We start from the raw sequence: 20,839 nt of genomic DNA, 5'->3' as shown, positions 1-20,839 counted from the left end.
ATTGGCGGATGTGGGCGAGGGTGGCCGGTCCAGGCGGAGCAGGAGGAAGCCGCTCGACGTATTCCGGGATGCCCCGGAGAGCAGAGCTGTGTGGGAGAAGCTGCCTGGGCCTGTACTGGAAGCTGTCGCCAGATGCGATGCGGATCGGTTGGAAGTGGAGCTGTCAGGTGTCGCGCCTCACGTGCGAGAAGCGAAGACGGCCCCCTTGTACTCCGTGGCGTACCGGTTCGCTTCGTGGGAACGCCTGGTGCGTCGATTGGAGCCCGACTGGCCCGCTGAAGACCTCTACATGGAGGTTGAGTACAACAACGACCTCGACTCCAGGGACAGTTTGAGCGATGTGATGTCGGTGCTCGTCGAGGAGGAAGGGGGACAGGAACTCTCTCAGCTCCTGGAATGCTTGGACGCGCGTTTCCGTGCCGCCACTGTCCCCGATCCTGATCTTTCGCTCCGTCCTTGGATTCGGCCCACGAAGGAGAGGCCGGAAGAGGAATTGGGCGAGTGGTGGAAGCGTAAGCCGGTACGTGTTCCCTGGGCCGGCTGATCGCTCGGCCTGTTGCGCGGGCCGAGCCGCACCTTGAAGGCCGGCCTGTACACCGGTCTCGGCGCGTCCAGAGCGGCGTCAGCGGTCACCGGGGCGGGGCGAGGGGCCCTGTTCCGGTCGGTCCCGTCCCACCTCCGCCCAGACCGTCTTGCGCGGAGGCGGGCCCGGGACGACTCCCCAGCGGTCGGCGAGGGCGTCCACGAGCAGCAGGCCGCGGCCGGACTCGGACTCGGCGTCGGCCGTGGAGTGCCGCGTGCACGGCAGCCGGTCACCGCGCGTGTCGGTGACCTCGATGCGGAGCGTGTCGCCGATGACGTACAGCGACAGTCGGAAGTCGCGGCCGGAGACGCGGCCATGGGTGACGGCGTTCGTGGCCAGCTCCGCGACGATGAGCTCCGCCGGGTGCGTCGGCAGCCCCCACGTGCGCAGTTGCTCGGTGGCGAGCAGCCGGGCGAGGCGGGCGCCGCGAGGCGTGGGGGACAGCTGGAGGCTGAAGTTGCGGGTGGTGTCGAAGGTCCGGGGCGCGGGACCACGGGATTCCTGATTCACGTCACTCAGCGTGTCGGAGCATGCTTCCGTGAGTGAGTGACAACGCCTGCACGTACCGTCACTGTCCCGGCTTTTGTCTCGGCTGTCTCGGCTGTCCCGGGCGTTGTACGAGTACGAAGTACGCGCCGAAGGAGGAGCCGTGGACAAGGGTGTCGACGAGGCGGGCTGGGATGTCGAGCCGGGCGACGAGATCGAGCCGGTGGTGCAGGCGGTGGGCCGGCTGCTCAGGGTCTGCCGGGAGGCGGCCGGGGTGAGCGTCCCCGAACTGGCGGCATCCCTCGGGTACGGCGAGGACATGATCCGCAAGATCGAACGCGGGGCCCGCATCCCCCGCCCGGAGTGCCTGGACCGGGCGGACCAGATCCTGAAGGCCCAGGGACATCTCAGGGCCTTCATGGAAGACATGCGCAAGGCGCGGTATCCCAAGAAGGTGCGGCAACTGGCCGAGCTGGAGGAACGGTCGGTCGAGATGCTGCTGTACAGCAACCACAACATCCACGGGCTCCTGCAGACCGAGGAGTACGCGCGGGCGCTGCTCCGCACCTGGCGTCCCGCCTACTCGCCGGACGAACTGGAGCGCATGACGGTCGCTCGCATGGCCCGGAAGTCCGTCTTCGAGCGCTCACCCGCGCCGGAGTTCAGCTTCGTCCTGGAAGAGGTGACGCTGCGCCGCCCGATCGGGGACACAATGGTGCTGCGCCGACAGCTCGAACACATGCTGGAAATGGCGAAGTTGCCGTACGTGGAGCTCCAGGTGATGCCGACCGTGCGCGCCAACCACCCGGGAACAGGAGGACGTATCCAAGTGCTCAAGTTCGCGGACGGCACGGGGATGGGGCGTACCGACGGCGACTTCGGAGGCCGCCCGGTCTCGCAGCCCAGGCAGCTCCGCGTACTCGATCTTCGCTATGGCATCATCCGGGCTCAGGCGCTCACACCAGAGGAGTCTCTGGTCTTCATCGAGCAAACGCTGGGAGAGCTATGAGCACGCCGGAACTCCACTGGTTCAAGAGCAGCTACAGCGACAGCAGTAACGGCAACGACTGCGTCGAAGTCGCCCCCACCGCCGTCACCATCCACGTTCGCGACTCCAAGCGGGCATCCGGCCCCCGACTCGCGCTCACGCCGCAGGCGTGGACCGCGTTCGTCGCGTCGTCCACGGCTCTGGGGCGCAGGCCGTCACGGTGAACCGGTAGCCCGGTCCCTGGGGCGCCGCATCGCAAAGTCGTGTGCGAGCGCAGACGGGGAGACGACCGTTGAGCGAGTGGACTTCACAAGGGTCCCGTTTGAAGGATGCCGGCTTCGAGGTGCTCGGCATGCACGCGGAGCAGGACGGTCCGACGGTGACCGAAGTGTTCCGCAGGGTCGTGCACCTCGACGCCGAGCCTGTCGAGCGCATTCGGCGGAACGGGACCGACGCGGCCCAGGCCGTCGATGACCGGTGGAGGGCGCGTGCCCGAGCCGGACAGCTTGTGGCCGGTGACGGTTCGTTCCTGGTGGGCGCCGGCATGGAGCTGGGTTGGGTCCGAGTACGGGTGACCGATCGGACGTCCGTCTCGGCCACGGAGGATCAGCCGGGCGATCTCCTCTTCGTCGCCAGATCGCTGAGCGGCCACTTCGCCCTTGCCGCCAGTGCGGAAGAAGGGGAGTACTGGCTCCTGGAAGCGGAGTTCCCGGAGGCACTCCGAGGGTCGCGTGTTTGATCTCCGTCACCCCCGGGGTATCCTCCCCGCCCCGATTGGCCACCCTCCCCGCCCGTATGGCAGACTAGCGGGGTTGCTCGGTCGAGTGCCGATGCTGCGCGCCTCCCGCCGGGGGGACCGGAAGCGAGTCCCACAGTACTCGTCGTCCCATGTATGACATCGAAAGATGTAGGGGCGGACGTACGGGAATCTTCCGGGAAGCGTCAGCGGGGTACCGGCCAGGCGCCCGGTGGGCCTCTCGCCCCCGGTCCGCGGTTCCGGAAGGGCCCGCACCTCCCAGAGCAGGGATGTTCGAACAAGGGGCATCTGTGTCAGCGAGGGTGCGACACGCCCGACCGCGTGGGTCGGAGGGGGAGGGGAGCGGTAGGGAACCGCCGGGTTCCAGAGCGTTACGAGAGACAGGACTACTGAGTAGCCATGGCGGGACAGAAGATCCGCATCCGGCTCAAGGCCTACGACCACGAGGTCATCGACTCCTCGGCGAAGAAGATCGTCGAGACGGTGACCCGCACTGGTGCGTCGGTCGCGGGCCCGGTGCCGCTGCCCACTGAGAAGAACGTGTACTGCGTCATCAAGTCGCCGCACAAGTACAAGGACTCGCGCGAGCACTTCGAGATGCGCACGCACAAGCGCCTGATCGACATTCTCGACCCGACCCCCAAGACCGTTGACTCTCTGATGCGACTCGACCTCCCGGCCGGTGTCGACATCGAGATCAAGCTCTGAAGGCCGGTGATCTGAAGAATGGCTAAGCAGATCAAGGGCATCCTGGGCGAGAAGCTCGGCATGACGCAGGTGTGGGACGCGAACAACCGCGTCGTTCCGGTCACCGTCGTCAAGGCCGGCCCCAACGTCGTCACCCAGGTCCGCACGAACGACGTCGACGGCTACGAGTCCGTCCAGATCGCGTTCGGCGAGATCGACCCGCGCAAGGTGAACAAGCCCCTCAAGGGCCACTTCGCCAAGGCCGACGTCACCCCCCGCCGTCACCTCGTCGAGATCCGTACGGCCGACGCCGCCGAGTACACCCTCGGTCAGGAAGTCACCGCCGAGGTCTTCGAGTCCGGCGTGAAGGTCGACGTCACCGGCAAGAGCAAGGGCAAGGGCTTCGCCGGTGTCATGAAGCGTCACAACTTCAAGGGCCTCGGCGCCGGACACGGCACCCAGCGCAAGCACCGCTCGCCCGGTTCCATCGGTGGCTGCGCCACCCCGGGCCGCGTGTTCAAGGGCCTCCGCATGGCCGGCCGTATGGGCAACGAGCGGGTCACCACCCAGAACCTGACCGTCCACGCCGTTGACGCGGAGAAGGGTCTGCTGCTCATCAAGGGCGCGGTTCCCGGTCCGAACGGCGGCCTCGTCCTGGTCCGCACCGCGGCCAAGGGGGCCTGAGGTACCGATGAGCACTGTTGACATCCTTTCGCCGGCCGGCGAGAAGACCGGAAGCGTCGAGCTGCCCGAGGGCATCTTCGGTGTGGAGAAGGTCAGCATTCCGCTGATCCACCAGGTCGTCGTCGCCCAGCTGGCCGCTGCCCGCCAGGGCACGCACAAGACCAAGACCCGTGGCGAGGTCCGTGGTGGCGGCAAGAAGCCGTACCGCCAGAAGGGCACCGGCCGCGCCCGCCAGGGTTCGACCCGTGCGCCGCAGTTCGCCGGCGGTGGCGTCGTCCACGGCCCGCAGCCGCGTGACTACTCGCAGCGGACCCCGAAGAAGATGAAGGCCGCGGCCCTGCGCCACGCCCTCACCGACCGGGCCCGCCACGACCGCATCCACGTCGTCTCCGGCGTCATCGAGGGCGAGACCCCGTCCACGAAGGCCGCCAAGACGCTGTTCGGCAAGATCAGCGAGCGCAAGAACCTGCTCCTGGTCGCCGACCGCACCGACGAGGCCGCGTGGCTGTCCGCCCGCAACCTGCCCCAGATCCACATCCTGGAGCCGGGCCAGCTGAACACGTACGACGTTCTCGTCTCGGACGACGTGGTCTTCACCCAGGCCGCTTTCGAGTCCTTCGTGTCTGGCCCCGACAAGGCCACTGACACCGAAGGGAGCGAAGCCTGATGGCTACGCGTCACCCGAGCATCGCCTCCAAGGCGGCCAAGGCCGCCAAGGCCGCGCGCGTCGCCAAGGCGCGCCGCCACGAGGCCGAGGGCAAGAACACCGTCGTCACCCCGGCCAGCAAGGCGTTCACGGACCCCCGTGACGTGCTGCTGAAGCCGGTCGTGTCCGAGAAGAGCTACGCGCTCCTCGACGAGAACAAGTACACGTTCATCGTCGCGCCGGGCTCCAACAAGACCCAGATCAAGGAGGCCGTCCAGGCGGTCTTCTCGGTCAAGGTCACCGGGGTCAACACGATCAACCGCCAGGGCAAGCGGAAGCGGACCCGCACGGGCTTCGGCAAGCGTGCCGACAGCAAGCGCGCGATCGTGACCCTCGCCGAGGGCGACCGTATCGACATCTTCGGCGGTCCGACCTCCTGAGGGAGGTCCGGATCGTCCGGAATCGGACGAGGACTGAGAAATGGGAATCCGCAAGTACAAGCCGACTACGCCGGGCCGTCGCGGCTCCAGCGTCGCCGACTTCGTCGAGGTCACGCGGTCCACGCCGGAGAAGTCGCTGGTCCGCCCGCTGCACAGCAAGGGCGGCCGTAACAACGCCGGTCGTGTGACCGTTCGCCACCAGGGTGGCGGACACAAGCGCGCCTTCCGTGTCATCGACTTCCGTCGGCACGACAAGGACGGCGTGCCGGCGAAGGTCGCGCACATCGAGTACGACCCCAACCGCACCGCGCGCATCGCGCTGCTGCACTACGCCGACGGCGAGAAGCGCTACATCCTCGCCCCGCGCAACCTGCAGCAGGGCGACCGCGTCGAGAACGGTCCCGGGGCCGACATCAAGCCGGGCAACAACCTGGCGCTCCGCAACATCCCGGTCGGTACCACGATCCACGCGATCGAGCTCCGTCCCGGTGGCGGCGCCAAGTTCGCCCGCTCCGCCGGTGCCTCCGTGCAGCTGCTCGCGAAGGAGGGCTCCATGGCCCACCTGCGCATGCCGTCCGGAGAGATCCGCCTGGTCGACCAGCGCTGCCGCGCCACGGTCGGCGAGGTCGGCAACGCCGAGCAGAGCAACATCAACTGGGGCAAGGCGGGCCGCAAGCGGTGGCTGGGCGTTCGCCCGACCGTCCGCGGTGTGGTCATGAACCCGGTGGACCACCCGCACGGTGGTGGTGAGGGCCGGACCTCCGGTGGTCGTCACCCCGTGTCCCCGTGGGGTCAGAAGGAAGGCCGTACTCGTTCGCCCAAGAAGGCGTCGAACAAGTACATCGTCCGCCGCCGCAAGACGAACAAGAAGCGCTAAGGACGGGTTGAGATGCCGCGTAGCTTGAAGAAGGGGCCCTTCGTCGACGACCACCTGATCAAGAAGGTGGACACGCAGAACGAAGCCGGCACCAAGAACGTCATCAAGACCTGGTCCCGTCGCTCGATGATCGTCCCGGCCATGCTCGGCCACACGATCGCGGTGCACAACGGCAAGACCCACATCCCGGTGTTTGTCACCGAGTCCATGGTCGGCCACAAGCTCGGCGAGTTCTCGCCGACGCGCACCTTCCGGGGTCACGTCAAGGACGACCGGAAGTCGAAGCGCCGCTAGTCAGCGGGGTGACAGACCATGACAAACACTGAAGGGACAACCATGGAAGCCAGGGCCCAGGCGCGGTACATCCGCGTCACGCCCATGAAGGCCCGCCGCGTGGTGGACCTCATCCGTGGCATGGACGCCACGGAGGCTCAGGCGGTCCTGCGTTTCGCCCCGCAGGCCGCGAGCGTGCCGGTCGGCAAGGTGCTGGACAGCGCCATCGCCAACGCCGCGCACAACTACGACCACACCGACGCCGACAGCCTCTTCATCTCCGAGGCGTTCGTCGACGAGGGCCCGACCCTGAAGCGGTTCCGGCCGCGCGCCCAGGGCCGTGCCTACCGGATCCGCAAGCGGACCAGCCACATCACCGTGGTCGTCAGCAGCAAGGAAGGAACCCGGTAATGGGCCAGAAGGTAAACCCGCACGGGTTCCGGCTCGGTGTCACGACCGACTTCAAGTCGCGTTGGTACGCCGACAAGCTGTACAAGGACTACGTCAAGGAAGACGTCGCCATCCGTCGGATGATGACGTCCGGCATGGAGCGCGCCGGCATCTCCAAGGTGGAGATCGAGCGCACCCGTGACCGCGTCCGCGTGGACATCCACACCGCCCGTCCCGGCATCGTCATCGGCCGCCGCGGCGCCGAGGCCGACCGCATCCGCGGTGACCTGGAGAAGCTGACCGGCAAGCAGGTCCAGCTGAACATCCTCGAGGTCAAGAGCCCCGAGACGGACGCTCAGCTGGTGGCCCAGGCCGTCGCCGAGCAGCTGTCCTCCCGCGTCTCCTTCCGTCGCGCCATGCGCAAGAGCATGCAGGGCACGATGAAGGCCGGCGCCAAGGGCATCAAGATCCAGTGCGGTGGCCGCCTCGGCGGCGCCGAGATGTCCCGCTCGGAGTTCTACCGCGAGGGCCGTGTGCCCCTGCACACGCTCCGCGCGAACGTCGACTACGGCTTCTTCGAGGCCAAGACGACCTTCGGCCGCATCGGTGTGAAGGTCTGGATCTACAAGGGCGACGTCAAGAACATCGCCGAGGTCCGCGCCGAGAACGCCGCCGCCCGCGCCGGCAACCGTCCGGCCCGTGGCGGCAACGACCGCCCGGCCCGCGGTGGCCGCGGTGGCGAGCGTCGTGGGCGCAAGCCGCAGCAGCAGTCGGCTCCCGCCGCCGAGGCCCCCAAGGCCGACGCGCCCGCCGCTGCCGCTCCGGCCGAGGCCTCGTCCTCTTCTACCGGCGGAACGGAGGCCTGACCGTCATGCTGATCCCCCGCAGGGTCAAGCACCGCAAGCAGCACCACCCCAAGCGCCGCGGCATGGCCAAGGGCGGTACGCAGGTTGCGTTCGGCGAGTACGGCATCCAGGCCATCACCCCGGCGTACGTGACCAACCGCCAGATCGAGGCCGCCCGTATCGCGATGACCCGCCACATCAAGCGTGGCGGCAAGGTCTGGATCAACATCTACCCGGACCGCCCGCTCACGAAGAAGCCGGCCGAGACCCGCATGGGTTCCGGCAAGGGTTCTCCGGAGTGGTGGGTCGCGAACGTGCACCCGGGCCGGGTCATGTTCGAGCTGTCCTACCCCAACGAGAAGATCGCCCGTGAGGCGCTGACCCGTGCGGCCCACAAGCTGCCGATGAAGTGCCGGATCGTCAAGCGCGAGGCAGGTGAAGCGTGATGTCGGCCGGCACCAAGGCGTCCGAGCTGCGCGAGCTGGGCAACGAGGAGCTTCTCGCGAAGCTCCGCGAGGCCAAGGAAGAGCTGTTCAACCTCCGCTTCCAGGCGGCGACCGGGCAGCTCGAGAACCATGGCCGTCTGAAGGCGGTCCGCAAGGACATCGCGCGGATCTACACCCTGATGCGCGAGCGTGAGCTGGGCATCGAAACGGTGGAGAACGCCTGATGAGCGAGAGCAACGTGACTGAAGAGACGAAGGCCGCACGCGGCTTCCGCAAGACCCGCCAGGGTCTGGTCGTCAGCGACAAGATGGACAAGACCGTCGTCGTCGCCGTCGAGGACCGCGTGACCCACGCGCTGTACGGCAAGGTCATCCGCCGTACCGAGAAGCTCAAGGCGCACGACGAGCAGAACGCCGCGGGCGTCGGCGACCGTGTCCTCCTCATGGAGACCCGGCCGCTGTCCGCGACGAAGCGCTGGCGCGTCGTCGAGATCCTCGAGAAGGCCAAGTAATCCCTGCGGGGCCTCGAAGCAGAGGCCCCGCAGGCCAGAAGCGCCGACCCCGCAGGGGGTCCGTGAGGCGACTTGCGGACCCCCCGCGGGGAAACCGGCCGGGCAGCGTGAAGCACTCACGTGACGCGTAAGTCGTTTTACGCGGCCCGGCAGGTACGGCCTCGTAAGTTCCTGCGGGGACCATCCGCAGGGGAGTTCCGCCAGGCTCTCCGGGCTCGACCCCCGGAGGGAACCGGCAGACATTCAGGAGATAGACGTGATCCAGCAGGAGTCGCGACTGCGTGTCGCCGACAACACGGGTGCGAAGGAAATCCTGACCATCCGTGTGCTCGGTGGCTCCGGTCGCCGCTACGCGGGTATCGGTGACGTCATCGTCGCCACCGTCAAGGACGCGATCCCCGGTGGCAACGTGAAGAAGGGTGACGTCGTCAAGGCGGTCATCGTTCGCACCGTCAAGGAGCGCCGCCGTCCCGACGGCTCGTACATCCGCTTCGACGAGAACGCCGCCGTCATTCTGAAGAACGACGGCGACCCTCGCGGCACCCGTATCTTCGGCCCCGTGGGCCGTGAGCTGCGCGAGAAGAAGTTCATGAAGATCATCTCCCTCGCGCCGGAGGTGCTGTGAGCATGAAGATCAAGAAGGGCGACCTGGTCCAGGTCATCACCGGCAAGGACAAGGGCAAGCAGGGCAAGGTCATCGCGGCCTTCCCCCGCGAGGACCGTGTCCTGGTCGAGGGTGTCAACCGGGTCAAGAAGCACACCAAGGCCGGGCCGACCGCTCGCGGTTCGCAGGCCGGCGGCATCGTGACCACCGAGGCCCCGATCCACGTCTCCAACGTCCAGCTGGTCGTGGAGAAGGACGGCAACAAGGTCGTCACGCGCGTCGGTTACCGCTTCGACGACGAGGGCAACAAGGTTCGCGTTGCCAAGCGGACGGGTGAGGACATCTGATGGCTACCACCACCACTCCGCGTCTCAAGACGAAGTACCGCGAGGAGATCTCGGGCAAGCTGCGTGAGGAGTTCTCCTACGAGAACGTCATGCAGGTCCCCGGCCTCGTCAAGATCGTGGTCAACATGGGTGTGGGCGACGCCGCCCGCGACTCCAAGCTGATCGAGGGCGCCATCCGCGACCTCACCACGATCACCGGTCAGAAGCCGGCCGTCACCAAGGCCCGCAAGTCCATCGCGCAGTTCAAGCTGCGCGAGGGCCAGCCGATCGGTGCCCACGTCACGCTCCGTGGCGACCGCATGTGGGAGTTCCTGGACCGCACCCTGTCGCTCGCGCTGCCGCGCATCCGCGACTTCCGCGGTCTGTCCCCCAAGCAGTTCGACGGCCGTGGCAACTACACCTTCGGTCTCACGGAGCAGGTCATGTTCCACGAGATCGACCAGGACAAGATCGACCGCGTCCGGGGTATGGACATCACCGTGGTGACCACGGCGACCAACGACGCTGAGGGCCGCGCGCTCCTTCGTCACCTCGGCTTCCCCTTCAAGGAGGCGTGAGCGAGATGGCGAAGAAGGCTCTGATTGCCAAGGCTGCTCGCAAGCCCAAGTTCGGTGTGCGTGGCTACACCCGCTGCCAGCGCTGCGGCCGCCCGCACTCCGTCTACCGCAAGTTCGGCCTGTGCCGCGTGTGCCTTCGTGAGATGGCTCACCGCGGCGAGCTGCCGGGCGTGACCAAGAGCTCCTGGTAATCCGGTAATTCCGGGTTATTCAGACTCTCGGTAAGTATCTGGGTGGGCAGATGCCCGGCTCCGCATGCCTTAGGCTTGCGGGGTTGGGCGTCTGCCGCCCGAATCGACTTACTACGCCGTAGGTCCACCGCGCCGCACCCGTCCCGTCTCGGATCGGGGAGAGGGATGGCGCACCAGGAAACCCCGGCGAGAGAGGCCGAAGGCCAATTCATGACCATGACTGATCCGATCGCAGACATGCTTACGCGTCTGCGGAACGCGAACTCGGCGTACCACGACTCCGTGACGATGCCGGCGTCCAAGATCAAGTCTCACATCGCGGAGATCCTCCAGCAGGAGGGCTTCATCACCGGCTGGAAGACCGAGGACGCCGAGGTCGGCAAGAACCTCACCCTCGAGCTGAAGTTCGGTCCGAACCGTGAGCGCTCCATCGCGGGCATCAAGCGGATCTCCAAGCCCGGTCTCCGGGTGTACGCGAAGTCCACCAACCTGCCCAAGGTGCTGGGCGGCCTCGGCGTGGCGATCATCTCCACGTCGCACGGGCTCCTCACCGACAAGCAGGCCGGCAAGAAGGGCGTAGGCGGAGAAGTTCTCGCCTACGTCTGGTAACGGAAGGGAACGGAGGAAACAGCTATGTCGCGCATCGGCAAGCTCCCCATCGCGGTTCCCGCCGGCGTGGACGTCACCATCGACGGCCGTACGGTCTCGGTCAAGGGCCCCAAGGGCTCGCTGACCCACACCGTCGTGGCACCGATCGACATCGCCAAGGGTGAGGACGGCGTGCTGAACGTCACCCGCCCCAACGAAGAGCGTCAGAGCAAGGCCCTGCACGGCCTGTCCCGCACGCTGGTGGCGAACATGATCACCGGCGTGACCCAGGGTTACGTGAAGAAGCTCGAGATCAGCGGTGTCGGTTACCGCGTGATCGCCAAGGGTTCGAACCTGGAGTTCTCCCTCGGCTACAGCCACCCGATCCTGGTCGAGGCCCCCGAGGGCATCACCTTCAAGGTGGAGAACCCGACCCACTTCTCGGTCGAGGGCATCGACAAGCAGAAGGTCGGCGAGGTTGCGGCCAACATCCGCAAGCTGCGCAAGCCCGACCCGTACAAGGCCAAGGGCGTCAGGTACGAGGGCGAAGTCATCCGCCGCAAGGTCGGAAAGGCGGGTAAGTAAGCCATGGCATACGGGCAGAAGATCCTCAAGGGCGACGCCTACAAGCGCGCCGCGATCAAGCGCCGCCACATCCGGATTCGCAAGAATCTCTCGGGTACGGCGGAGCGTCCCCGTCTGGTCGTTACTCGCTCGAACCGCCACATCGTGGCCCAGGTGATCGACGACCTCAAGGGTCACACCCTTGCGTCGGCGTCCACCCTGGACACCTCGATCCGCGGCGGCGAGGCCGACAAGTCCGCGCAGGCCAAGCAGGTCGGCGCCCTGGTCGCCGAGCGTGCCCGGGCCGCGGGCATCGAGGCCGTCGTGTTCGACCGTGGTGGTAACCAGTACGCCGGGCGCATCGCCGCCCTGGCGGACGCCGCCCGCGAAGCTGGACTCAAGTTCTGAGCCCGGTTCCGTATCGCTAGCGGAAACAGAGAGAGGTAATTCCAATGGCTGGACCCCAGCGCCGCGGTGGCGGTGCCGGTGGCGGCGAGCGGCGGGACCGGAAGGGTCGCGACGGTGGCGCAGCCGCCGAGAAGACCGCGTACGTTGAGCGCGTTGTCGCGATCAACCGCGTCGCCAAGGTTGTGAAGGGTGGTCGTCGCTTCAGCTTCACCGCGCTGGTCGTGGTGGGCGACGGTGACGGCACCGTGGGTGTCGGATACGGCAAGGCCAAGGAGGTGCCGGCCGCCATCGCCAAGGGTGTGGAGGAGGCCAAGAAGCACTTCTTCAAGGTCCCCCGCATCCAGGGCACCATCCCGCACCCCATCCAGGGTGAGAAGGCTGCCGGCGTCGTGCTGCTCAAGCCCGCGTCGCCCGGTACCGGTGTGATCGCCGGTGGTCCGGTGCGTGCCGTGCTCGAGTGCGCCGGTATCCACGACGTGCTGTCGAAGTCGCTCGGCTCCGACAACCAGATCAACATCGTGCACGCGACCGTGGAGGCCCTCAGGGGCCTGCAGCGTCCCGAGGAGATCGCGGCCCGCCGTGGTCTGCCGCTCGAGGACGTCGCCCCCGCGGCTCTTCTCCGTGCGCGTGCCGGGGCGGGTGCGTAATCATGGCGCAGCTCAAGATTACGCAGGTCAAGTCCTACATCGGCAGCAAGCAGAACCACCGTGACACCCTGCGTTCCCTTGGTCTCAAGGGCATCAACACGCAGGTCGTCAAGGAGGACCGCCCCGAGTTCCGCGGCATGGTGCACACCGTCCGCCACCTCGTGTCGGTCGAGGAGGTCGACTGATCATGGCGGAGCAGAACCCGCTCAAGATCCACAACCTCCGTCCCGCCCCGGGCGCCAAGACCGCCAAGACCCGTGTCGGTCGTGGTGAGGCGTCGAAGGGTAAGACGGCCGGTCGTGGTACCAAGGGCACGAAGGCCCGTTACCAGGTTCCGGAGCGCTTCGAGGGTGGCCAGATGCCCCTCCACATGCGTCTCCCGAAGCTGAAGGGCTTCAAGAACCCGTTCAAGACCGAGTACCAGGTCGTGAACCTCGACAAGCTGGCCGCGCTGTACCCCGAGGGTGGCGAGGTCACCGTCGAGGGCCTGGTGGCCAAGGGTGCCGTTCGCAAGAACAGCCTCGTCAAGGTCCTCGGCCAGGGCGAGGTCTCCGTGGCGCTGCAGGTGACGGTCGACGCCGTCTCCGGCTCCGCCAAGGAGAAGATCACCGCCGCCGGCGGTACCGTCACCGAGCTCGTCTGAACCCTTCAGGCGCCTCGATGACTTGAGCGATCCCGACCGGGGATGCCCCACAAATGGGGTATCCCCGGTTGGTCGTTCCAAGGTAAGTGCTCCCGCCGGTAAGGTGGCCTGCGCTGCCCTCTTTCACGAGTGCGTCGCATGAGGCACTCTGAGCGGCGGTCCACCGTTACTCACTTAGCCGTCCACTTATCAGTCGTCAGTCGAACCTCAAGACCGTCACCCTTGACGCAGTAGCGCGGGGGTCGCAGGAGGCACCGTGCTCACCGCGTTCGCCCGGGCGTTCAAGACGCCCGACCTGCGCAAGAAGCTGCTCTTCACGCTCGGCATCATCGTGGTGTACCGGCTCGGTACCCACATCCCCATTCCCGGCGTCGACTACAAGAACGTCCAGGAGTGCGTGGACCAGGCGTCCGGCAACCAGGGTCTCTTCGGCCTGGTCAACATGTTCAGCGGTGGCGCCCTGCTGCAGATCACGGTCTTCGCGCTCGGCATCATGCCGTACATCACCGCCAGCATCATTCTGCAGCTGCTGACCGTGGTGATCCCGCGTCTGGAAGCCCTCAAGAAGGAGGGCCAGGCGGGCACGGCGAAGATCACGCAGTACACCCGTTACCTGACCATCGCGCTCGCCATCCTCCAGGGCACCGGCCTCGTGGCCACCGCCCGCAGTGGCACCCTCTTCTCGGGCTGCACCGTCGCCGGCCAGATCGTCCCCGACCAGTCGATCTTCACCACCATCGTCATGGTCATCTGCATGACCGCCGGCACCGCCGTCGTCATGTGGCTCGGCGAGCTGGTCACCGACCGCGGCATCGGCAACGGCATGTCGATCCTGATGTTCATCTCGATCGCCGCGACCTTCCCCTCCGCCCTGTGGGCCATCAAGAAGCAGGGCGACCTGGCGGGCGGCTGGATCGAGTTCGGCACCGTCATCGCCGTCGGCCTCGTCATGGTCGGCCTCGTGGTCTTCGTGGAGCAGGCACAGCGCCGCATCCCGGTCCAGTACGCCAAGCGCATGATCGGCCGCCGCTCCTACGGCGGCACCTCGACGTACATCCCGCTCAAGGTGAACCAGGCGGGCGTCATCCCCGTCATCTTCGCCTCGTCGCTGCTCTACATCCCCGCGCTGATCGTCCAGTTCTCGAACTCGCAGGCGGGCTGGGCGACCTGGATCACGAAGAACCTCGCGGACACGGCCGCGACGCCGCACATCATTCTGTACTTCTTCCTCATCGTGTTCTTCGCCTTCTTCTACGTGGCCATCTCGTTCAACCCCGAGGAAGTCGCGGACAACATGAAGAAGTATGGTGGCTTCATCCCGGGCATCCGGGCTGGCCGACCGACCGCTGAGTATCTGAGCTACGTACTCAACCGGATCACCTGGCCGGGTTCGCTGTACTTGGGTCTGATCGCTCTCGTCCCGACAATGGCGTTGGCTGGTTTCGGGGCAAACCAGAACTTCCCGTTCGGCGGCACCAGCATCCTGATCATCGTGGGTGTCGGTCTCGAGACGGTGAAGCAGATCGAGAGCCAGCTCCAGCAGCGCAATTACGAAGGGTTCCTCCGCTGATGCGAATCGTCCTCGTCGGGCCGCCGGGCGCCGGAAAGGGAACGCAGGCCACCCGCCTTGCCGAGACGCTGCACATTCCGCACATCTCCACGGGCGACCTGTTCCGCGCGAACATCAGCCAGCAGACCGAACTGGGCAAGCTCGCGAAGTCCTACATGGACGCCGGCAACCTCGTCCCCGACGAGGTCACCATCGCCATGGCGAAGGACCGGATGGAGCAGCCCGACGCCGAGGGCGGCTTCCTCCTGGACGGTTTCCCGCGCAACGTCTCCCAGGCCGAGGCGCTGGACGAGCTGCTCGAGACCGAGGACATGAAGCTCGACGCGGTGCTGGACCTGGAGGCCCCGGAGGACGAGGTCGTCAAGCGGATCGCCGGCCGGCGCGTCTGCCGCAACGACTCGGCCCACGTCTTCCACGTGTCGTACACCCCGCCGAAGAAGGAAGGCGTCTGCGACGTCTGCGGCGGCGAGCTGTACCAGCGGGACGACGACTCCGAGGAGACGGTCCGCAAGCGGCTGGAGGTCTACCACACGCAGACCGAGCCGATCATCGACTACTACAAGTCGCAGGGCCTGGTCGCCACCATCGCGGCGACCGGTCCCGTGGACGAGGTCACGCGCCGTGCGCTGGAGGCGCTCAAGCGCGACCAGTAGTGCTCCGCCCGGCTGCAGCCGCGGTCCCTCGCCCGGGGCCGCGGCTGTGCTGTGGGCGGGGCGGCCCCGCCCGTATGGTTGAAGTACTCCTCATTGTTGAATCAGCCCTCGTTGTCGAACAGTCCTCGTCCCGTCCCCACCGGTTCAGTCCAGAAAGGCCGCAGCCCCCATGGTGCAGATCAAGAACCCCGAGCAGATCGCCAAGATGCGCGAGGCGGGGCTGGTCGTAGCCGCCATCCACGCGGCCACCCGTGAGGCCGCCGTGCCCGGTGCGACGACCAGGGACCTGGACCAGGTCGCCCGCAAGGTCCTCGCGGAGCACGACGCGAAGCCGAACTTCCTCGGCTACGGCGGCTTCCCGGCCACCATCTGCACCTCGGTGAACGAGGTCGTCGTCCACGGCATCCCGTCCGACGAGGTGGTCCTGAAGGACGGCGACGTCATCTCGGTCGACTGCGGCGCGATCATCGACGGCTGGCACGGCGACGCCGCCTACACGGCCTTCGTCGGCTCCGGTCACTCCCCGGAGCTGGTCGAGCTCTCCCGGGTGACCGAGGAGTCGATGTGGGCTGGCATCGCGGCCATGAAGCAGGGCAACCGCCTGGTGGACGTCTCCCGGGCCATCGAGACCTACATCCGCCGCCAGCCCAGGCCCGGCGGCGGCAAGTACGGCATCGTCGCGGACTACGGCGGCCACGGCATCGGCACCGAGATGCACATGGACCCCCACCTGCTGAACTACGTCGACCGCAAGCGCGGCAAGGGACCCAAGCTGATCCCCGGTTTCTGCCTGGCCATCGAGCCGATGGTGTCCCTCGGCACCCCGCGCACGCAGGTCCTGGAGGACGAGTGGACGGTCGTCACGACCGACGGCACCTGGTCCTCGCACTGGGAGCACTCGGTGGCGCTGACGGATGAGGGCCCGCTGGTCCTGACGGCGCCCGACGGGGGCCGGGCGAAGCTGGCGGAGCTGGGTGTCACCGCGGCGCCCGATCCACTGGCGTGAGGGACCGGTGCCGACGGCGCAGGCCCCGCATAACGATCTCGCATCCGGGGCAGACTTCCCGGTTTCGTCTTTCCGGGGGTACTGACGTAGACTGACTCGTCGGCTCCCGTGCATCCCCATGTCTCCATGGATTGCCGTGCGAGTCGATCAAGGTAGTCGATTCGAAGGGCAAAGCGTGGCCAAGAAGCAAGGTGCCATCGAGATCGAAGGCACTGTCGTCGAGTCTCTTCCGAACGCGATGTTCAAGGTGGAGCTCCAGAACGGCCACCAGGTCCTGGCACACATCAGCGGCAAGATGCGCATGCACTACATCCGCATCCTCCCTGACGACCGGGTCGTGGTGGAGCTGTCTCCGTACGACCTGACGCGTGGCCGGATCGTCTACCGGTACAAGTAGATCTTGCCCACGTCCCGTGTGTGCTCCACGCGGGTCCGCCGGCAACTGACCCGGAGAACCTCACACCCATGAAGGTCAAGCCGAGCGTCAAGAAGATCTGCGACAAGTGCAGGGTGATCCGCCGTCACGGCCGGGTCATGGTCATCTGCGACAACCCGCGCCACAAGCAGCGCCAGGGCTGACGCCTGACCGTTCCCCCCGCGCTTCGCAGTACTTCGCGCGACGCGAGCTGAACATGTTCATACGCAGGACCCGGGCGAGCGATCGTCCGACACCCCCGGCTCGGAGGCCGGGGACCCGAGCCGTACCAAGTCTTCGGCTGTCTTTTCCGAACAGCGTGAAGGTGCCGGCGGCCGGGATCCGGTTCTGTGGAAGACCTCCGACAACAAACTGGAGCCATTGAATGGCACGCGTTTCCGGTGTTGACATCCCGCGCGAAAAGCGCGTGGAGATCGCCCTCACCTACGTGTTCGGCATCGGCCGGACCCTCTCGCAGCAGACGCTCGCCGCCGTCGGCGTGGACCCGAACACCCGTGTCCGGGACCTCTCCGAGGAGCAGCTCGTCGCGATCCGCGAGTACGTCGACAACAACATCAGGACCGAGGGTGACCTCCGTCGTGAGATTCAGGCCGACATCCGCCGCAAGGTGGAGATCGGTACCTACCAGGGTCTCCGTCACCGTCGCGGTCTGCCCGTCCGAGGTCAGCGCACCAGCACGAACGCCCGTACCCGCAAGGGCCCGCGTCGCGCCATCGCCGGCAAGAAGAAGCCGGGCAAGAAGTAGTCCGCAGCGGACTCGCCGTCCAGCGGTCTTCGCTGTAGGACCGACCACCTCCCGTAGGAGAACGACATGCCCCCCAAGGGACGTCAGGGCGCGACCAAGAAGGTGCGCCGCAAGGAAAAGAAGAACGTCGCTCACGGCCACGCGCACATCAAGAGCACGTTCAACAACACGATCGTGTCCATCACGGACCCGACCGGCAACGTGATCTCCTGGGCCTCCGCCGGCCACGTCGGCTTCAAGGGCTCCCGGAAGTCCACGCCGTTCGCCGCGCAGATGGCCGCCGAGTCGGCTGCCCGCCGCGCGCAGGAGCACGGCATGCGCAAGGTCGACGTCTTCGTGAAGGGCCCGGGTTCCGGTCGTGAGACCGCCATCCGCTCCCTGCAGGCGACCGGCCTCGAGGTCGGCTCCATCCAGGACGTCACGCCGACCCCGCACAACGGCTGCCGTCCGCCGAAGCGCCGCCGCGTCTGACGCACCGGCTGCTTCACCAGGGTCTTCCGGGCGGTACGGCTCTTTCGGGTCGTATCGCCCGTACCCTTGCAGTACGAGTCGGGCGTCAAATAGCGGGCGCCCCTGACTGAAGGAACACCACATGCTGATCGCTCAGCGTCCCTCGTTGACCGAAGAGGTCGTCGACGAGTTCCGCTCCCGGTTCGTCATCGAGCCGCTGGAGCCGGGCTTCGGCTACACCCTCGGCAACTCCCTGCGCCGGACCCTCCTGTCCTCGATCCCGGGTGCGGCGGTCACGTCGATCCGGATCGACGGTGTCCTGCACGAGTTCACCACCGTGCCGGGCGTCAAGGAGGACGTCACCGACCTGATCCTCAACATCAAGCAGCTGGTCGTCTCCTCGGAGCACGACGAGCCCGTCGTGATGTACCTGCGCAAGCAGGGCCCGGGTCTGGTCACCGCCGCCGACATCGCGCCCCCGGCCGGTGTCGAGGTGCACAACCCCGACCTCGTCCTCGCCACGCTCAACGGCAAGGGCAAGCTGGAGATGGAGCTGACCGTCGAGCGCGGCCGCGGCTACGTCTCCGCCGTGCAGAACAAGCAGGTCGGTCAGGAGATCGGGCGCATCCCGGTCGACTCGATCTACTCGCCGGTTCTCAAGGTCACGTACAAGGTCGAGGCCACGCGTGTCGAGCAGCGCACCGACTTCGACAAGCTGATCGTCGACGTCGAGACCAAGCAGGCGATGCGTCCGCGTGACGCCATGGCCTCCGCGGGCAAGACCCTCGTCGAGCTGTTCGGTCTCGCCCGCGAGCTGAACATCGACGCCGAGGGCATCGACATGGGTCCGTCCCCGACGGACGCCGCGCTCGCCGCCGATCTGGCGCTGCCGATCGAGGAGCTGGAGCTCACCGTTCGGTCGTACAACTGCCTCAAGCGCGAGGGCATCCACTCCGTGGGTGAGCTCGTTGCCCGCTCGGAGGCGGACCTGCTCGACATCCGCAACTTTGGTGCGAAGTCGATCGACGAGGTCAAGGCGAAGCTCGCGGGTATGGGGCTGGCGCTGAAGGACTCGCCCCCCGGCTTCGACCCGACCGCCGCGGCGGACGCGTTCGGCGCGGACGACGACGCGGACGCCGGGTTCGTGGAGACCGAGCAGTACTGAGAGCTCGGGCCGGCTGGTCCGTTCTCGGGCGCGGGTGCGCTGTGGCTTCTCGCGCGCACGCGACGGAGTCGCACATCGACATCGCCCCGCGCCCCTTCCGAGCACGGTCCCTTCGGAACCTGTGCTCGGATCTCCGACAGGCGACCGCCTGCTCGGATACTGACTCCGGTACCTGATACGGCCGGGGCAGACCCCTAGGAGAAACACCATGCCGAAGCCCACCAAGGGTGCCCGTCTGGGCGGCAGCGCCGCGCACGAGAAGCTGCTCCTCGCGAACCTGGCGAAGAGCCTCTTCGAGCACGGCCGCATCACCACCACCGAGGCGAAGGCGCGCAGGCTGCGTCCGTACGCCGAGCGTCTGGTCACCAAGGCGAAGAAGGGCGACCTTCACAACCGCCGTCAGGTGCTCCAGGTGATCACGGACAAGAGCGTCGTCCACACGCTCTTCACCGAGATCGGCCCGCGCTACGAGAACCGTCCCGGTGGCTACACCCGCATCACCAAGATCGGGAACCGCCGTGGCGACAACGCGCCCATGGCCGTCATCGAGCTGGTCGAGGCGCTGACCGTGGCCCAGGAGGCCACCGGTGAGGCCGAGGCCGCGACGAAGCGTGCCGCCAAGGACGCGGAGGGCTCCGCCGAGGTCTCCGAGGCCAAGGTCGACACGACCAAGGCCGACGACGAGGCTGCGGCCGAGGAGTCGAAGGACGCGTAAGCGCTCCGGCTGCGGGTCCGTTCCTTTCGGGGGGCGGGCCCGCTTTCGTTTGGGCTGAGAGGATCTCTGGGTGAGTGATGAAGTGGAGCCCGGGTTCGTGCGGGTGCGTCTGGACCTCTCCTACGACGGGACCGAGTTCTCCGGCTGGGCCAAGCAGGCCGGCGGCCGGCGGACCGTGCAGGGGGAGATCGAGGACGCGCTGCGGACGGTGACCCGGTCGGGCCGGACGTACGAGCTGACCGTGGCGGGACGCACCGACGCCGGGGTCCATGCCCGGGGGCAGGTCGCCCACGTCGATCTGCCGCGCGAGGTGTGGGCCGAGCACCACGTGAAGCTGCTCAAGCGGCTCGCCGGACGGCTGCCCAGGGACGTAAGGGTCTGGGCGCTCAGGGAGGCGCCGGCCGGGTTCAACGCCCGGTTCTCCGCCGTCTGGCGGCGCTACGCCTACCGCGTCACCGACAACCCGGGCGGTGTCGACCCGCTGCTGCGCGGGCATGTGCTGTGGCACGACTGGCCGCTCGACGTGGACGCCATGAACGAGGCCGCCCGCGGGCTGCTCGGGGAGCACGACTTCGCCGCGTACTGCAAGAAGCGGGAGGGCGCCACCACCATCCGCACGCTGCAGGAGCTGAGCCTGGTGCGGGGTGCGGACGACGGGATCGTCACGGCCACCGTGCGGGCGGACGCCTTCTGCCACAACATGGTGCGCTCCCTGATCGGGGCGCTGCTGTTCGTCGGCGACGGCCACCGCGCCCCTCACTGGCCGGCGAAGGTGCTCGCGGCGGGCGTACGGGACTCCGCCGTGCACGTCGTACGGCCGCACGGGCTGACCCTGGAGGAGGTCGGCTACCCGGCCGACGCACAGCTGGCCGCCCGTAACAAGGAGGCCCGCAACAAGCGGTCGCTGCCGGGTGCGGGCTGCTGCTGAGCGGCTGCC

The 20,839-nt window shown here is 67.3% G+C and carries 36 protein-coding genes; 35 read left to right on the top strand and 1 reads right to left on the bottom strand.

Features of this window, described 5'->3' with window-relative positions:
• The first annotated feature begins 1 nt into the window (after window position 1).
• A complete protein-coding gene (locus HZS56_RS07100; RefSeq protein ID WP_216719829.1) occupies window positions 2-544 on the top strand; it encodes a hypothetical protein in 543 nt (180 codons plus the stop codon).
• A 78-nt stretch (window positions 545-622) separates the two neighbouring features.
• Here the strand turns inward: HZS56_RS07100 and HZS56_RS07095 are convergent, their stop codons facing one another.
• The gene (locus tag HZS56_RS07095) at window positions 623-1,093 is read right to left on the bottom strand and encodes an ATP-binding protein (RefSeq protein ID WP_216719828.1); all 471 of its coding nucleotides are present in this window, start codon (window positions 1,091-1,093) and stop codon (window positions 623-625) included.
• Window positions 1,094-1,232: 139 nt separating this feature from the next.
• On the opposite strand from HZS56_RS07095, the gene HZS56_RS07090 reads away from it, so the two are divergent.
• From HZS56_RS07090 to truA, 34 genes are all read left to right on the top strand, one after another.
• Complete coding sequence (locus HZS56_RS07090) at window positions 1,233-2,078, top strand: helix-turn-helix domain-containing protein (RefSeq protein ID WP_216719827.1); 846 nt, start codon at window positions 1,233-1,235, stop codon at window positions 2,076-2,078.
• Window positions 2,075-2,281 carry a DUF397 domain-containing protein gene (locus HZS56_RS07085; RefSeq protein ID WP_216719826.1) on the top strand — a complete coding sequence of 69 codons (207 nt, stop codon included), beginning with the start codon at window positions 2,075-2,077 and terminating at the stop codon, window positions 2,279-2,281. Before HZS56_RS07090 ends, HZS56_RS07085 begins: the two co-directional genes overlap by 4 nt.
• Before the next feature lie 128 nt (window positions 2,282-2,409).
• Window positions 2,410-2,796 carry a hypothetical protein gene (locus tag HZS56_RS07080; RefSeq protein ID WP_216719825.1) on the top strand — a complete coding sequence of 129 codons (387 nt, stop codon included), beginning with the start codon at window positions 2,410-2,412 and terminating at the stop codon, window positions 2,794-2,796.
• A 417-nt stretch (window positions 2,797-3,213) separates the two neighbouring features.
• Window positions 3,214-3,522, top strand: a complete 309-nt coding sequence (gene rpsJ, locus HZS56_RS07075) for a 30S ribosomal protein S10 (RefSeq protein ID WP_003948644.1) — start codon at window positions 3,214-3,216, stop codon at window positions 3,520-3,522.
• An 18-nt stretch (window positions 3,523-3,540) separates the two neighbouring features.
• Window positions 3,541-4,185: a 50S ribosomal protein L3 gene (rplC, locus tag HZS56_RS07070; RefSeq protein ID WP_216719824.1), complete on the top strand. Its 645-nt coding sequence runs from the start codon at window positions 3,541-3,543 to the stop codon at window positions 4,183-4,185.
• A 7-nt stretch (window positions 4,186-4,192) separates the two neighbouring features.
• Window positions 4,193-4,852 carry a 50S ribosomal protein L4 gene (rplD, locus tag HZS56_RS07065; protein WP_216719823.1) on the top strand — a complete coding sequence of 220 codons (660 nt, stop codon included), beginning with the start codon at window positions 4,193-4,195 and terminating at the stop codon, window positions 4,850-4,852.
• Complete coding sequence (gene rplW, locus HZS56_RS07060) at window positions 4,852-5,271, top strand: 50S ribosomal protein L23 (RefSeq protein WP_007443985.1); 420 nt, start codon at window positions 4,852-4,854, stop codon at window positions 5,269-5,271. Before rplD ends, rplW begins: the two co-directional genes overlap by 1 nt.
• Window positions 5,272-5,311: 40 nt before the next feature.
• Window positions 5,312-6,148, top strand: a complete 837-nt coding sequence (gene rplB / locus HZS56_RS07055) for a 50S ribosomal protein L2 (RefSeq protein WP_216719822.1) — start codon at window positions 5,312-5,314, stop codon at window positions 6,146-6,148.
• 12 nt (window positions 6,149-6,160) lie between these two features.
• The gene (gene rpsS / locus HZS56_RS07050) at window positions 6,161-6,442 is read left to right on the top strand and encodes a 30S ribosomal protein S19 (RefSeq protein WP_003974263.1); all 282 of its coding nucleotides are present in this window, start codon (window positions 6,161-6,163) and stop codon (window positions 6,440-6,442) included.
• Window positions 6,443-6,484: 42 nt separating this feature from the next.
• Window positions 6,485-6,832 carry a 50S ribosomal protein L22 gene (rplV, locus tag HZS56_RS07045; RefSeq protein ID WP_216719821.1) on the top strand — a complete coding sequence of 116 codons (348 nt, stop codon included), beginning with the start codon at window positions 6,485-6,487 and terminating at the stop codon, window positions 6,830-6,832.
• A complete protein-coding gene (rpsC, locus tag HZS56_RS07040) occupies window positions 6,832-7,677 on the top strand; it encodes a 30S ribosomal protein S3 (RefSeq protein WP_216719820.1) in 846 nt (281 codons plus the stop codon). Before rplV ends, rpsC begins: the two co-directional genes overlap by 1 nt.
• A 5-nt stretch (window positions 7,678-7,682) precedes the next feature.
• Window positions 7,683-8,102, top strand: coding sequence for a 50S ribosomal protein L16 (gene rplP / locus HZS56_RS07035; RefSeq protein ID WP_216719819.1), 420 nt, complete (start codon window positions 7,683-7,685; stop codon window positions 8,100-8,102).
• The gene (rpmC, locus tag HZS56_RS07030) at window positions 8,102-8,326 is read left to right on the top strand and encodes a 50S ribosomal protein L29 (RefSeq protein ID WP_007494763.1); all 225 of its coding nucleotides are present in this window, start codon (window positions 8,102-8,104) and stop codon (window positions 8,324-8,326) included. The genes rplP and rpmC overlap by 1 nt, the downstream gene beginning before the upstream one ends.
• Entirely contained in the window at window positions 8,326-8,613 is a 288-nt protein-coding gene (gene rpsQ, locus HZS56_RS07025; RefSeq protein WP_031041552.1) for a 30S ribosomal protein S17, read from the top strand. Before rpmC ends, rpsQ begins: the two co-directional genes overlap by 1 nt.
• 256 nt (window positions 8,614-8,869) lie before the next feature.
• Window positions 8,870-9,238 carry a 50S ribosomal protein L14 gene (gene rplN, locus HZS56_RS07020; protein WP_003974257.1) on the top strand — a complete coding sequence of 123 codons (369 nt, stop codon included), beginning with the start codon at window positions 8,870-8,872 and terminating at the stop codon, window positions 9,236-9,238.
• Window positions 9,239-9,240: 2 nt separating this feature from the next.
• A complete protein-coding gene (rplX, locus tag HZS56_RS07015) occupies window positions 9,241-9,564 on the top strand; it encodes a 50S ribosomal protein L24 (RefSeq protein ID WP_003974256.1) in 324 nt (107 codons plus the stop codon).
• Window positions 9,564-10,121 carry a 50S ribosomal protein L5 gene (gene rplE, locus HZS56_RS07010; RefSeq protein ID WP_037760820.1) on the top strand — a complete coding sequence of 186 codons (558 nt, stop codon included), beginning with the start codon at window positions 9,564-9,566 and terminating at the stop codon, window positions 10,119-10,121. The genes rplX and rplE overlap by 1 nt, the downstream gene beginning before the upstream one ends.
• A 5-nt stretch (window positions 10,122-10,126) precedes the next feature.
• Window positions 10,127-10,312, top strand: a complete 186-nt coding sequence (locus tag HZS56_RS07005) for a type Z 30S ribosomal protein S14 (RefSeq protein ID WP_003948630.1) — start codon at window positions 10,127-10,129, stop codon at window positions 10,310-10,312.
• Between the two features lie 210 nt (window positions 10,313-10,522).
• On the top strand, window positions 10,523-10,921 hold the full coding sequence (gene rpsH / locus HZS56_RS07000; protein WP_003974254.1) for a 30S ribosomal protein S8: 399 nt from the start codon (window positions 10,523-10,525) through the stop codon (window positions 10,919-10,921).
• A 24-nt stretch (window positions 10,922-10,945) separates the two neighbouring features.
• Entirely contained in the window at window positions 10,946-11,485 is a 540-nt protein-coding gene (gene rplF / locus HZS56_RS06995) for a 50S ribosomal protein L6 (protein ID WP_216719818.1), read from the top strand.
• 3 nt (window positions 11,486-11,488) lie between these two features.
• The gene (rplR, locus tag HZS56_RS06990) at window positions 11,489-11,872 is read left to right on the top strand and encodes a 50S ribosomal protein L18 (RefSeq protein WP_030400228.1); all 384 of its coding nucleotides are present in this window, start codon (window positions 11,489-11,491) and stop codon (window positions 11,870-11,872) included.
• Between the two features lie 44 nt (window positions 11,873-11,916).
• Window positions 11,917-12,519, top strand: coding sequence for a 30S ribosomal protein S5 (gene rpsE / locus HZS56_RS06985; RefSeq protein WP_216719817.1), 603 nt, complete (start codon window positions 11,917-11,919; stop codon window positions 12,517-12,519).
• 2 nt (window positions 12,520-12,521) lie between these two features.
• Complete coding sequence (gene rpmD, locus HZS56_RS06980; protein WP_006140898.1) at window positions 12,522-12,704, top strand: 50S ribosomal protein L30; 183 nt, start codon at window positions 12,522-12,524, stop codon at window positions 12,702-12,704.
• 2 nt (window positions 12,705-12,706) lie between these two features.
• Window positions 12,707-13,162, top strand: coding sequence for a 50S ribosomal protein L15 (rplO, locus tag HZS56_RS06975; protein ID WP_030745257.1), 456 nt, complete (start codon window positions 12,707-12,709; stop codon window positions 13,160-13,162).
• A gap of 256 nt (window positions 13,163-13,418) precedes the next feature.
• Entirely contained in the window at window positions 13,419-14,732 is a 1,314-nt protein-coding gene (gene secY, locus HZS56_RS06970) for a preprotein translocase subunit SecY (RefSeq protein WP_031041531.1), read from the top strand.
• On the top strand, window positions 14,732-15,385 hold the full coding sequence (locus tag HZS56_RS06965; RefSeq protein ID WP_216719816.1) for an adenylate kinase: 654 nt from the start codon (window positions 14,732-14,734) through the stop codon (window positions 15,383-15,385). Before secY ends, HZS56_RS06965 begins: the two co-directional genes overlap by 1 nt.
• A 169-nt stretch (window positions 15,386-15,554) precedes the next feature.
• Window positions 15,555-16,391, top strand: a complete 837-nt coding sequence (gene map, locus HZS56_RS06960; RefSeq protein WP_216719815.1) for a type I methionyl aminopeptidase — start codon at window positions 15,555-15,557, stop codon at window positions 16,389-16,391.
• Window positions 16,392-16,566: 175 nt separating this feature from the next.
• Window positions 16,567-16,788, top strand: a complete 222-nt coding sequence (gene infA / locus HZS56_RS06955; RefSeq protein WP_003948620.1) for a translation initiation factor IF-1 — start codon at window positions 16,567-16,569, stop codon at window positions 16,786-16,788.
• A 68-nt stretch (window positions 16,789-16,856) separates the two neighbouring features.
• The gene (gene rpmJ / locus HZS56_RS06950; protein ID WP_003974245.1) at window positions 16,857-16,970 is read left to right on the top strand and encodes a 50S ribosomal protein L36; all 114 of its coding nucleotides are present in this window, start codon (window positions 16,857-16,859) and stop codon (window positions 16,968-16,970) included.
• A gap of 221 nt (window positions 16,971-17,191) precedes the next feature.
• A complete protein-coding gene (rpsM, locus tag HZS56_RS06945) occupies window positions 17,192-17,572 on the top strand; it encodes a 30S ribosomal protein S13 (protein WP_216719814.1) in 381 nt (126 codons plus the stop codon).
• A 66-nt stretch (window positions 17,573-17,638) separates the two neighbouring features.
• Complete coding sequence (gene rpsK, locus HZS56_RS06940) at window positions 17,639-18,043, top strand: 30S ribosomal protein S11 (protein WP_007443997.1); 405 nt, start codon at window positions 17,639-17,641, stop codon at window positions 18,041-18,043.
• A gap of 121 nt (window positions 18,044-18,164) precedes the next feature.
• Window positions 18,165-19,187, top strand: a complete 1,023-nt coding sequence (locus HZS56_RS06935) for a DNA-directed RNA polymerase subunit alpha (RefSeq protein ID WP_003966937.1) — start codon at window positions 18,165-18,167, stop codon at window positions 19,185-19,187.
• Between the two features lie 208 nt (window positions 19,188-19,395).
• Window positions 19,396-19,902, top strand: coding sequence for a 50S ribosomal protein L17 (rplQ, locus tag HZS56_RS06930; RefSeq protein WP_216719813.1), 507 nt, complete (start codon window positions 19,396-19,398; stop codon window positions 19,900-19,902).
• A gap of 70 nt (window positions 19,903-19,972) precedes the next feature.
• A complete protein-coding gene (gene truA, locus HZS56_RS06925; protein ID WP_216719812.1) occupies window positions 19,973-20,830 on the top strand; it encodes a tRNA pseudouridine(38-40) synthase TruA in 858 nt (285 codons plus the stop codon).
• Window positions 20,831-20,839 lie beyond the last annotated feature (9 nt).

Source organism: Streptomyces mayonensis (assembly GCF_018982965.1).
In the GTDB taxonomy this organism is placed as follows: domain Bacteria; phylum Actinomycetota; class Actinomycetes; order Streptomycetales; family Streptomycetaceae; genus Streptomyces; species Streptomyces mayonensis.
Note: the sequence above shows the minus strand (reverse complement) of the source record. Positions and strands in the feature narration are given on the sequence as shown.

What these genes read in the sequence shown, in the direction of transcription:
- HZS56_RS07085 (WP_216719826.1), top strand. Translation starts at nt 2,075, where the DNA reads ATGAGCACGCCGGAACTCCACTGGTTCAAGAGCAGCTACAGCGACAGC.
- HZS56_RS07080 (WP_216719825.1), top strand. Translation starts at nt 2,410, where the DNA reads ATGCACGCGGAGCAGGACGGTCCGACGGTGACCGAAGTGTTCCGCAGG.
- rpsJ (WP_003948644.1), top strand. Translation starts at nt 3,214, where the DNA reads ATGGCGGGACAGAAGATCCGCATCCGGCTCAAGGCCTACGACCACGAG.
- rplC (WP_216719824.1), top strand. Translation starts at nt 3,541, where the DNA reads ATGGCTAAGCAGATCAAGGGCATCCTGGGCGAGAAGCTCGGCATGACG.
- rplD (WP_216719823.1), top strand. Translation starts at nt 4,193, where the DNA reads ATGAGCACTGTTGACATCCTTTCGCCGGCCGGCGAGAAGACCGGAAGC.
- rplW (WP_007443985.1), top strand. Translation starts at nt 4,852, where the DNA reads ATGGCTACGCGTCACCCGAGCATCGCCTCCAAGGCGGCCAAGGCCGCC.
- rplB (WP_216719822.1), top strand. Translation starts at nt 5,312, where the DNA reads ATGGGAATCCGCAAGTACAAGCCGACTACGCCGGGCCGTCGCGGCTCC.
- rpsS (WP_003974263.1), top strand. Translation starts at nt 6,161, where the DNA reads ATGCCGCGTAGCTTGAAGAAGGGGCCCTTCGTCGACGACCACCTGATC.
- rplV (WP_216719821.1), top strand. Translation starts at nt 6,485, where the DNA reads ATGGAAGCCAGGGCCCAGGCGCGGTACATCCGCGTCACGCCCATGAAG.
- rpsC (WP_216719820.1), top strand. Translation starts at nt 6,832, where the DNA reads ATGGGCCAGAAGGTAAACCCGCACGGGTTCCGGCTCGGTGTCACGACC.
- rplP (WP_216719819.1), top strand. Translation starts at nt 7,683, where the DNA reads ATGCTGATCCCCCGCAGGGTCAAGCACCGCAAGCAGCACCACCCCAAG.
- rpmC (WP_007494763.1), top strand. Translation starts at nt 8,102, where the DNA reads ATGTCGGCCGGCACCAAGGCGTCCGAGCTGCGCGAGCTGGGCAACGAG.
- rpsQ (WP_031041552.1), top strand. Translation starts at nt 8,326, where the DNA reads ATGAGCGAGAGCAACGTGACTGAAGAGACGAAGGCCGCACGCGGCTTC.
- rplX (WP_003974256.1), top strand. Translation starts at nt 9,241, where the DNA reads ATGAAGATCAAGAAGGGCGACCTGGTCCAGGTCATCACCGGCAAGGAC.
- rplE (WP_037760820.1), top strand. Translation starts at nt 9,564, where the DNA reads ATGGCTACCACCACCACTCCGCGTCTCAAGACGAAGTACCGCGAGGAG.
- HZS56_RS07005 (WP_003948630.1), top strand. Translation starts at nt 10,127, where the DNA reads ATGGCGAAGAAGGCTCTGATTGCCAAGGCTGCTCGCAAGCCCAAGTTC.
- rpsH (WP_003974254.1), top strand. Translation starts at nt 10,523, where the DNA reads ATGACCATGACTGATCCGATCGCAGACATGCTTACGCGTCTGCGGAAC.
- rplF (WP_216719818.1), top strand. Translation starts at nt 10,946, where the DNA reads ATGTCGCGCATCGGCAAGCTCCCCATCGCGGTTCCCGCCGGCGTGGAC.
- rplR (WP_030400228.1), top strand. Translation starts at nt 11,489, where the DNA reads ATGGCATACGGGCAGAAGATCCTCAAGGGCGACGCCTACAAGCGCGCC.
- rpsE (WP_216719817.1), top strand. Translation starts at nt 11,917, where the DNA reads ATGGCTGGACCCCAGCGCCGCGGTGGCGGTGCCGGTGGCGGCGAGCGG.
- rpmD (WP_006140898.1), top strand. Translation starts at nt 12,522, where the DNA reads ATGGCGCAGCTCAAGATTACGCAGGTCAAGTCCTACATCGGCAGCAAG.
- rplO (WP_030745257.1), top strand. Translation starts at nt 12,707, where the DNA reads ATGGCGGAGCAGAACCCGCTCAAGATCCACAACCTCCGTCCCGCCCCG.
- HZS56_RS06965 (WP_216719816.1), top strand. Translation starts at nt 14,732, where the DNA reads ATGCGAATCGTCCTCGTCGGGCCGCCGGGCGCCGGAAAGGGAACGCAG.
- map (WP_216719815.1), top strand. Translation starts at nt 15,555, where the DNA reads ATGGTGCAGATCAAGAACCCCGAGCAGATCGCCAAGATGCGCGAGGCG.
- rpmJ (WP_003974245.1), top strand. Translation starts at nt 16,857, where the DNA reads ATGAAGGTCAAGCCGAGCGTCAAGAAGATCTGCGACAAGTGCAGGGTG.
- rpsM (WP_216719814.1), top strand. Translation starts at nt 17,192, where the DNA reads ATGGCACGCGTTTCCGGTGTTGACATCCCGCGCGAAAAGCGCGTGGAG.
- rpsK (WP_007443997.1), top strand. Translation starts at nt 17,639, where the DNA reads ATGCCCCCCAAGGGACGTCAGGGCGCGACCAAGAAGGTGCGCCGCAAG.
- HZS56_RS06935 (WP_003966937.1), top strand. Translation starts at nt 18,165, where the DNA reads ATGCTGATCGCTCAGCGTCCCTCGTTGACCGAAGAGGTCGTCGACGAG.
- rplQ (WP_216719813.1), top strand. Translation starts at nt 19,396, where the DNA reads ATGCCGAAGCCCACCAAGGGTGCCCGTCTGGGCGGCAGCGCCGCGCAC.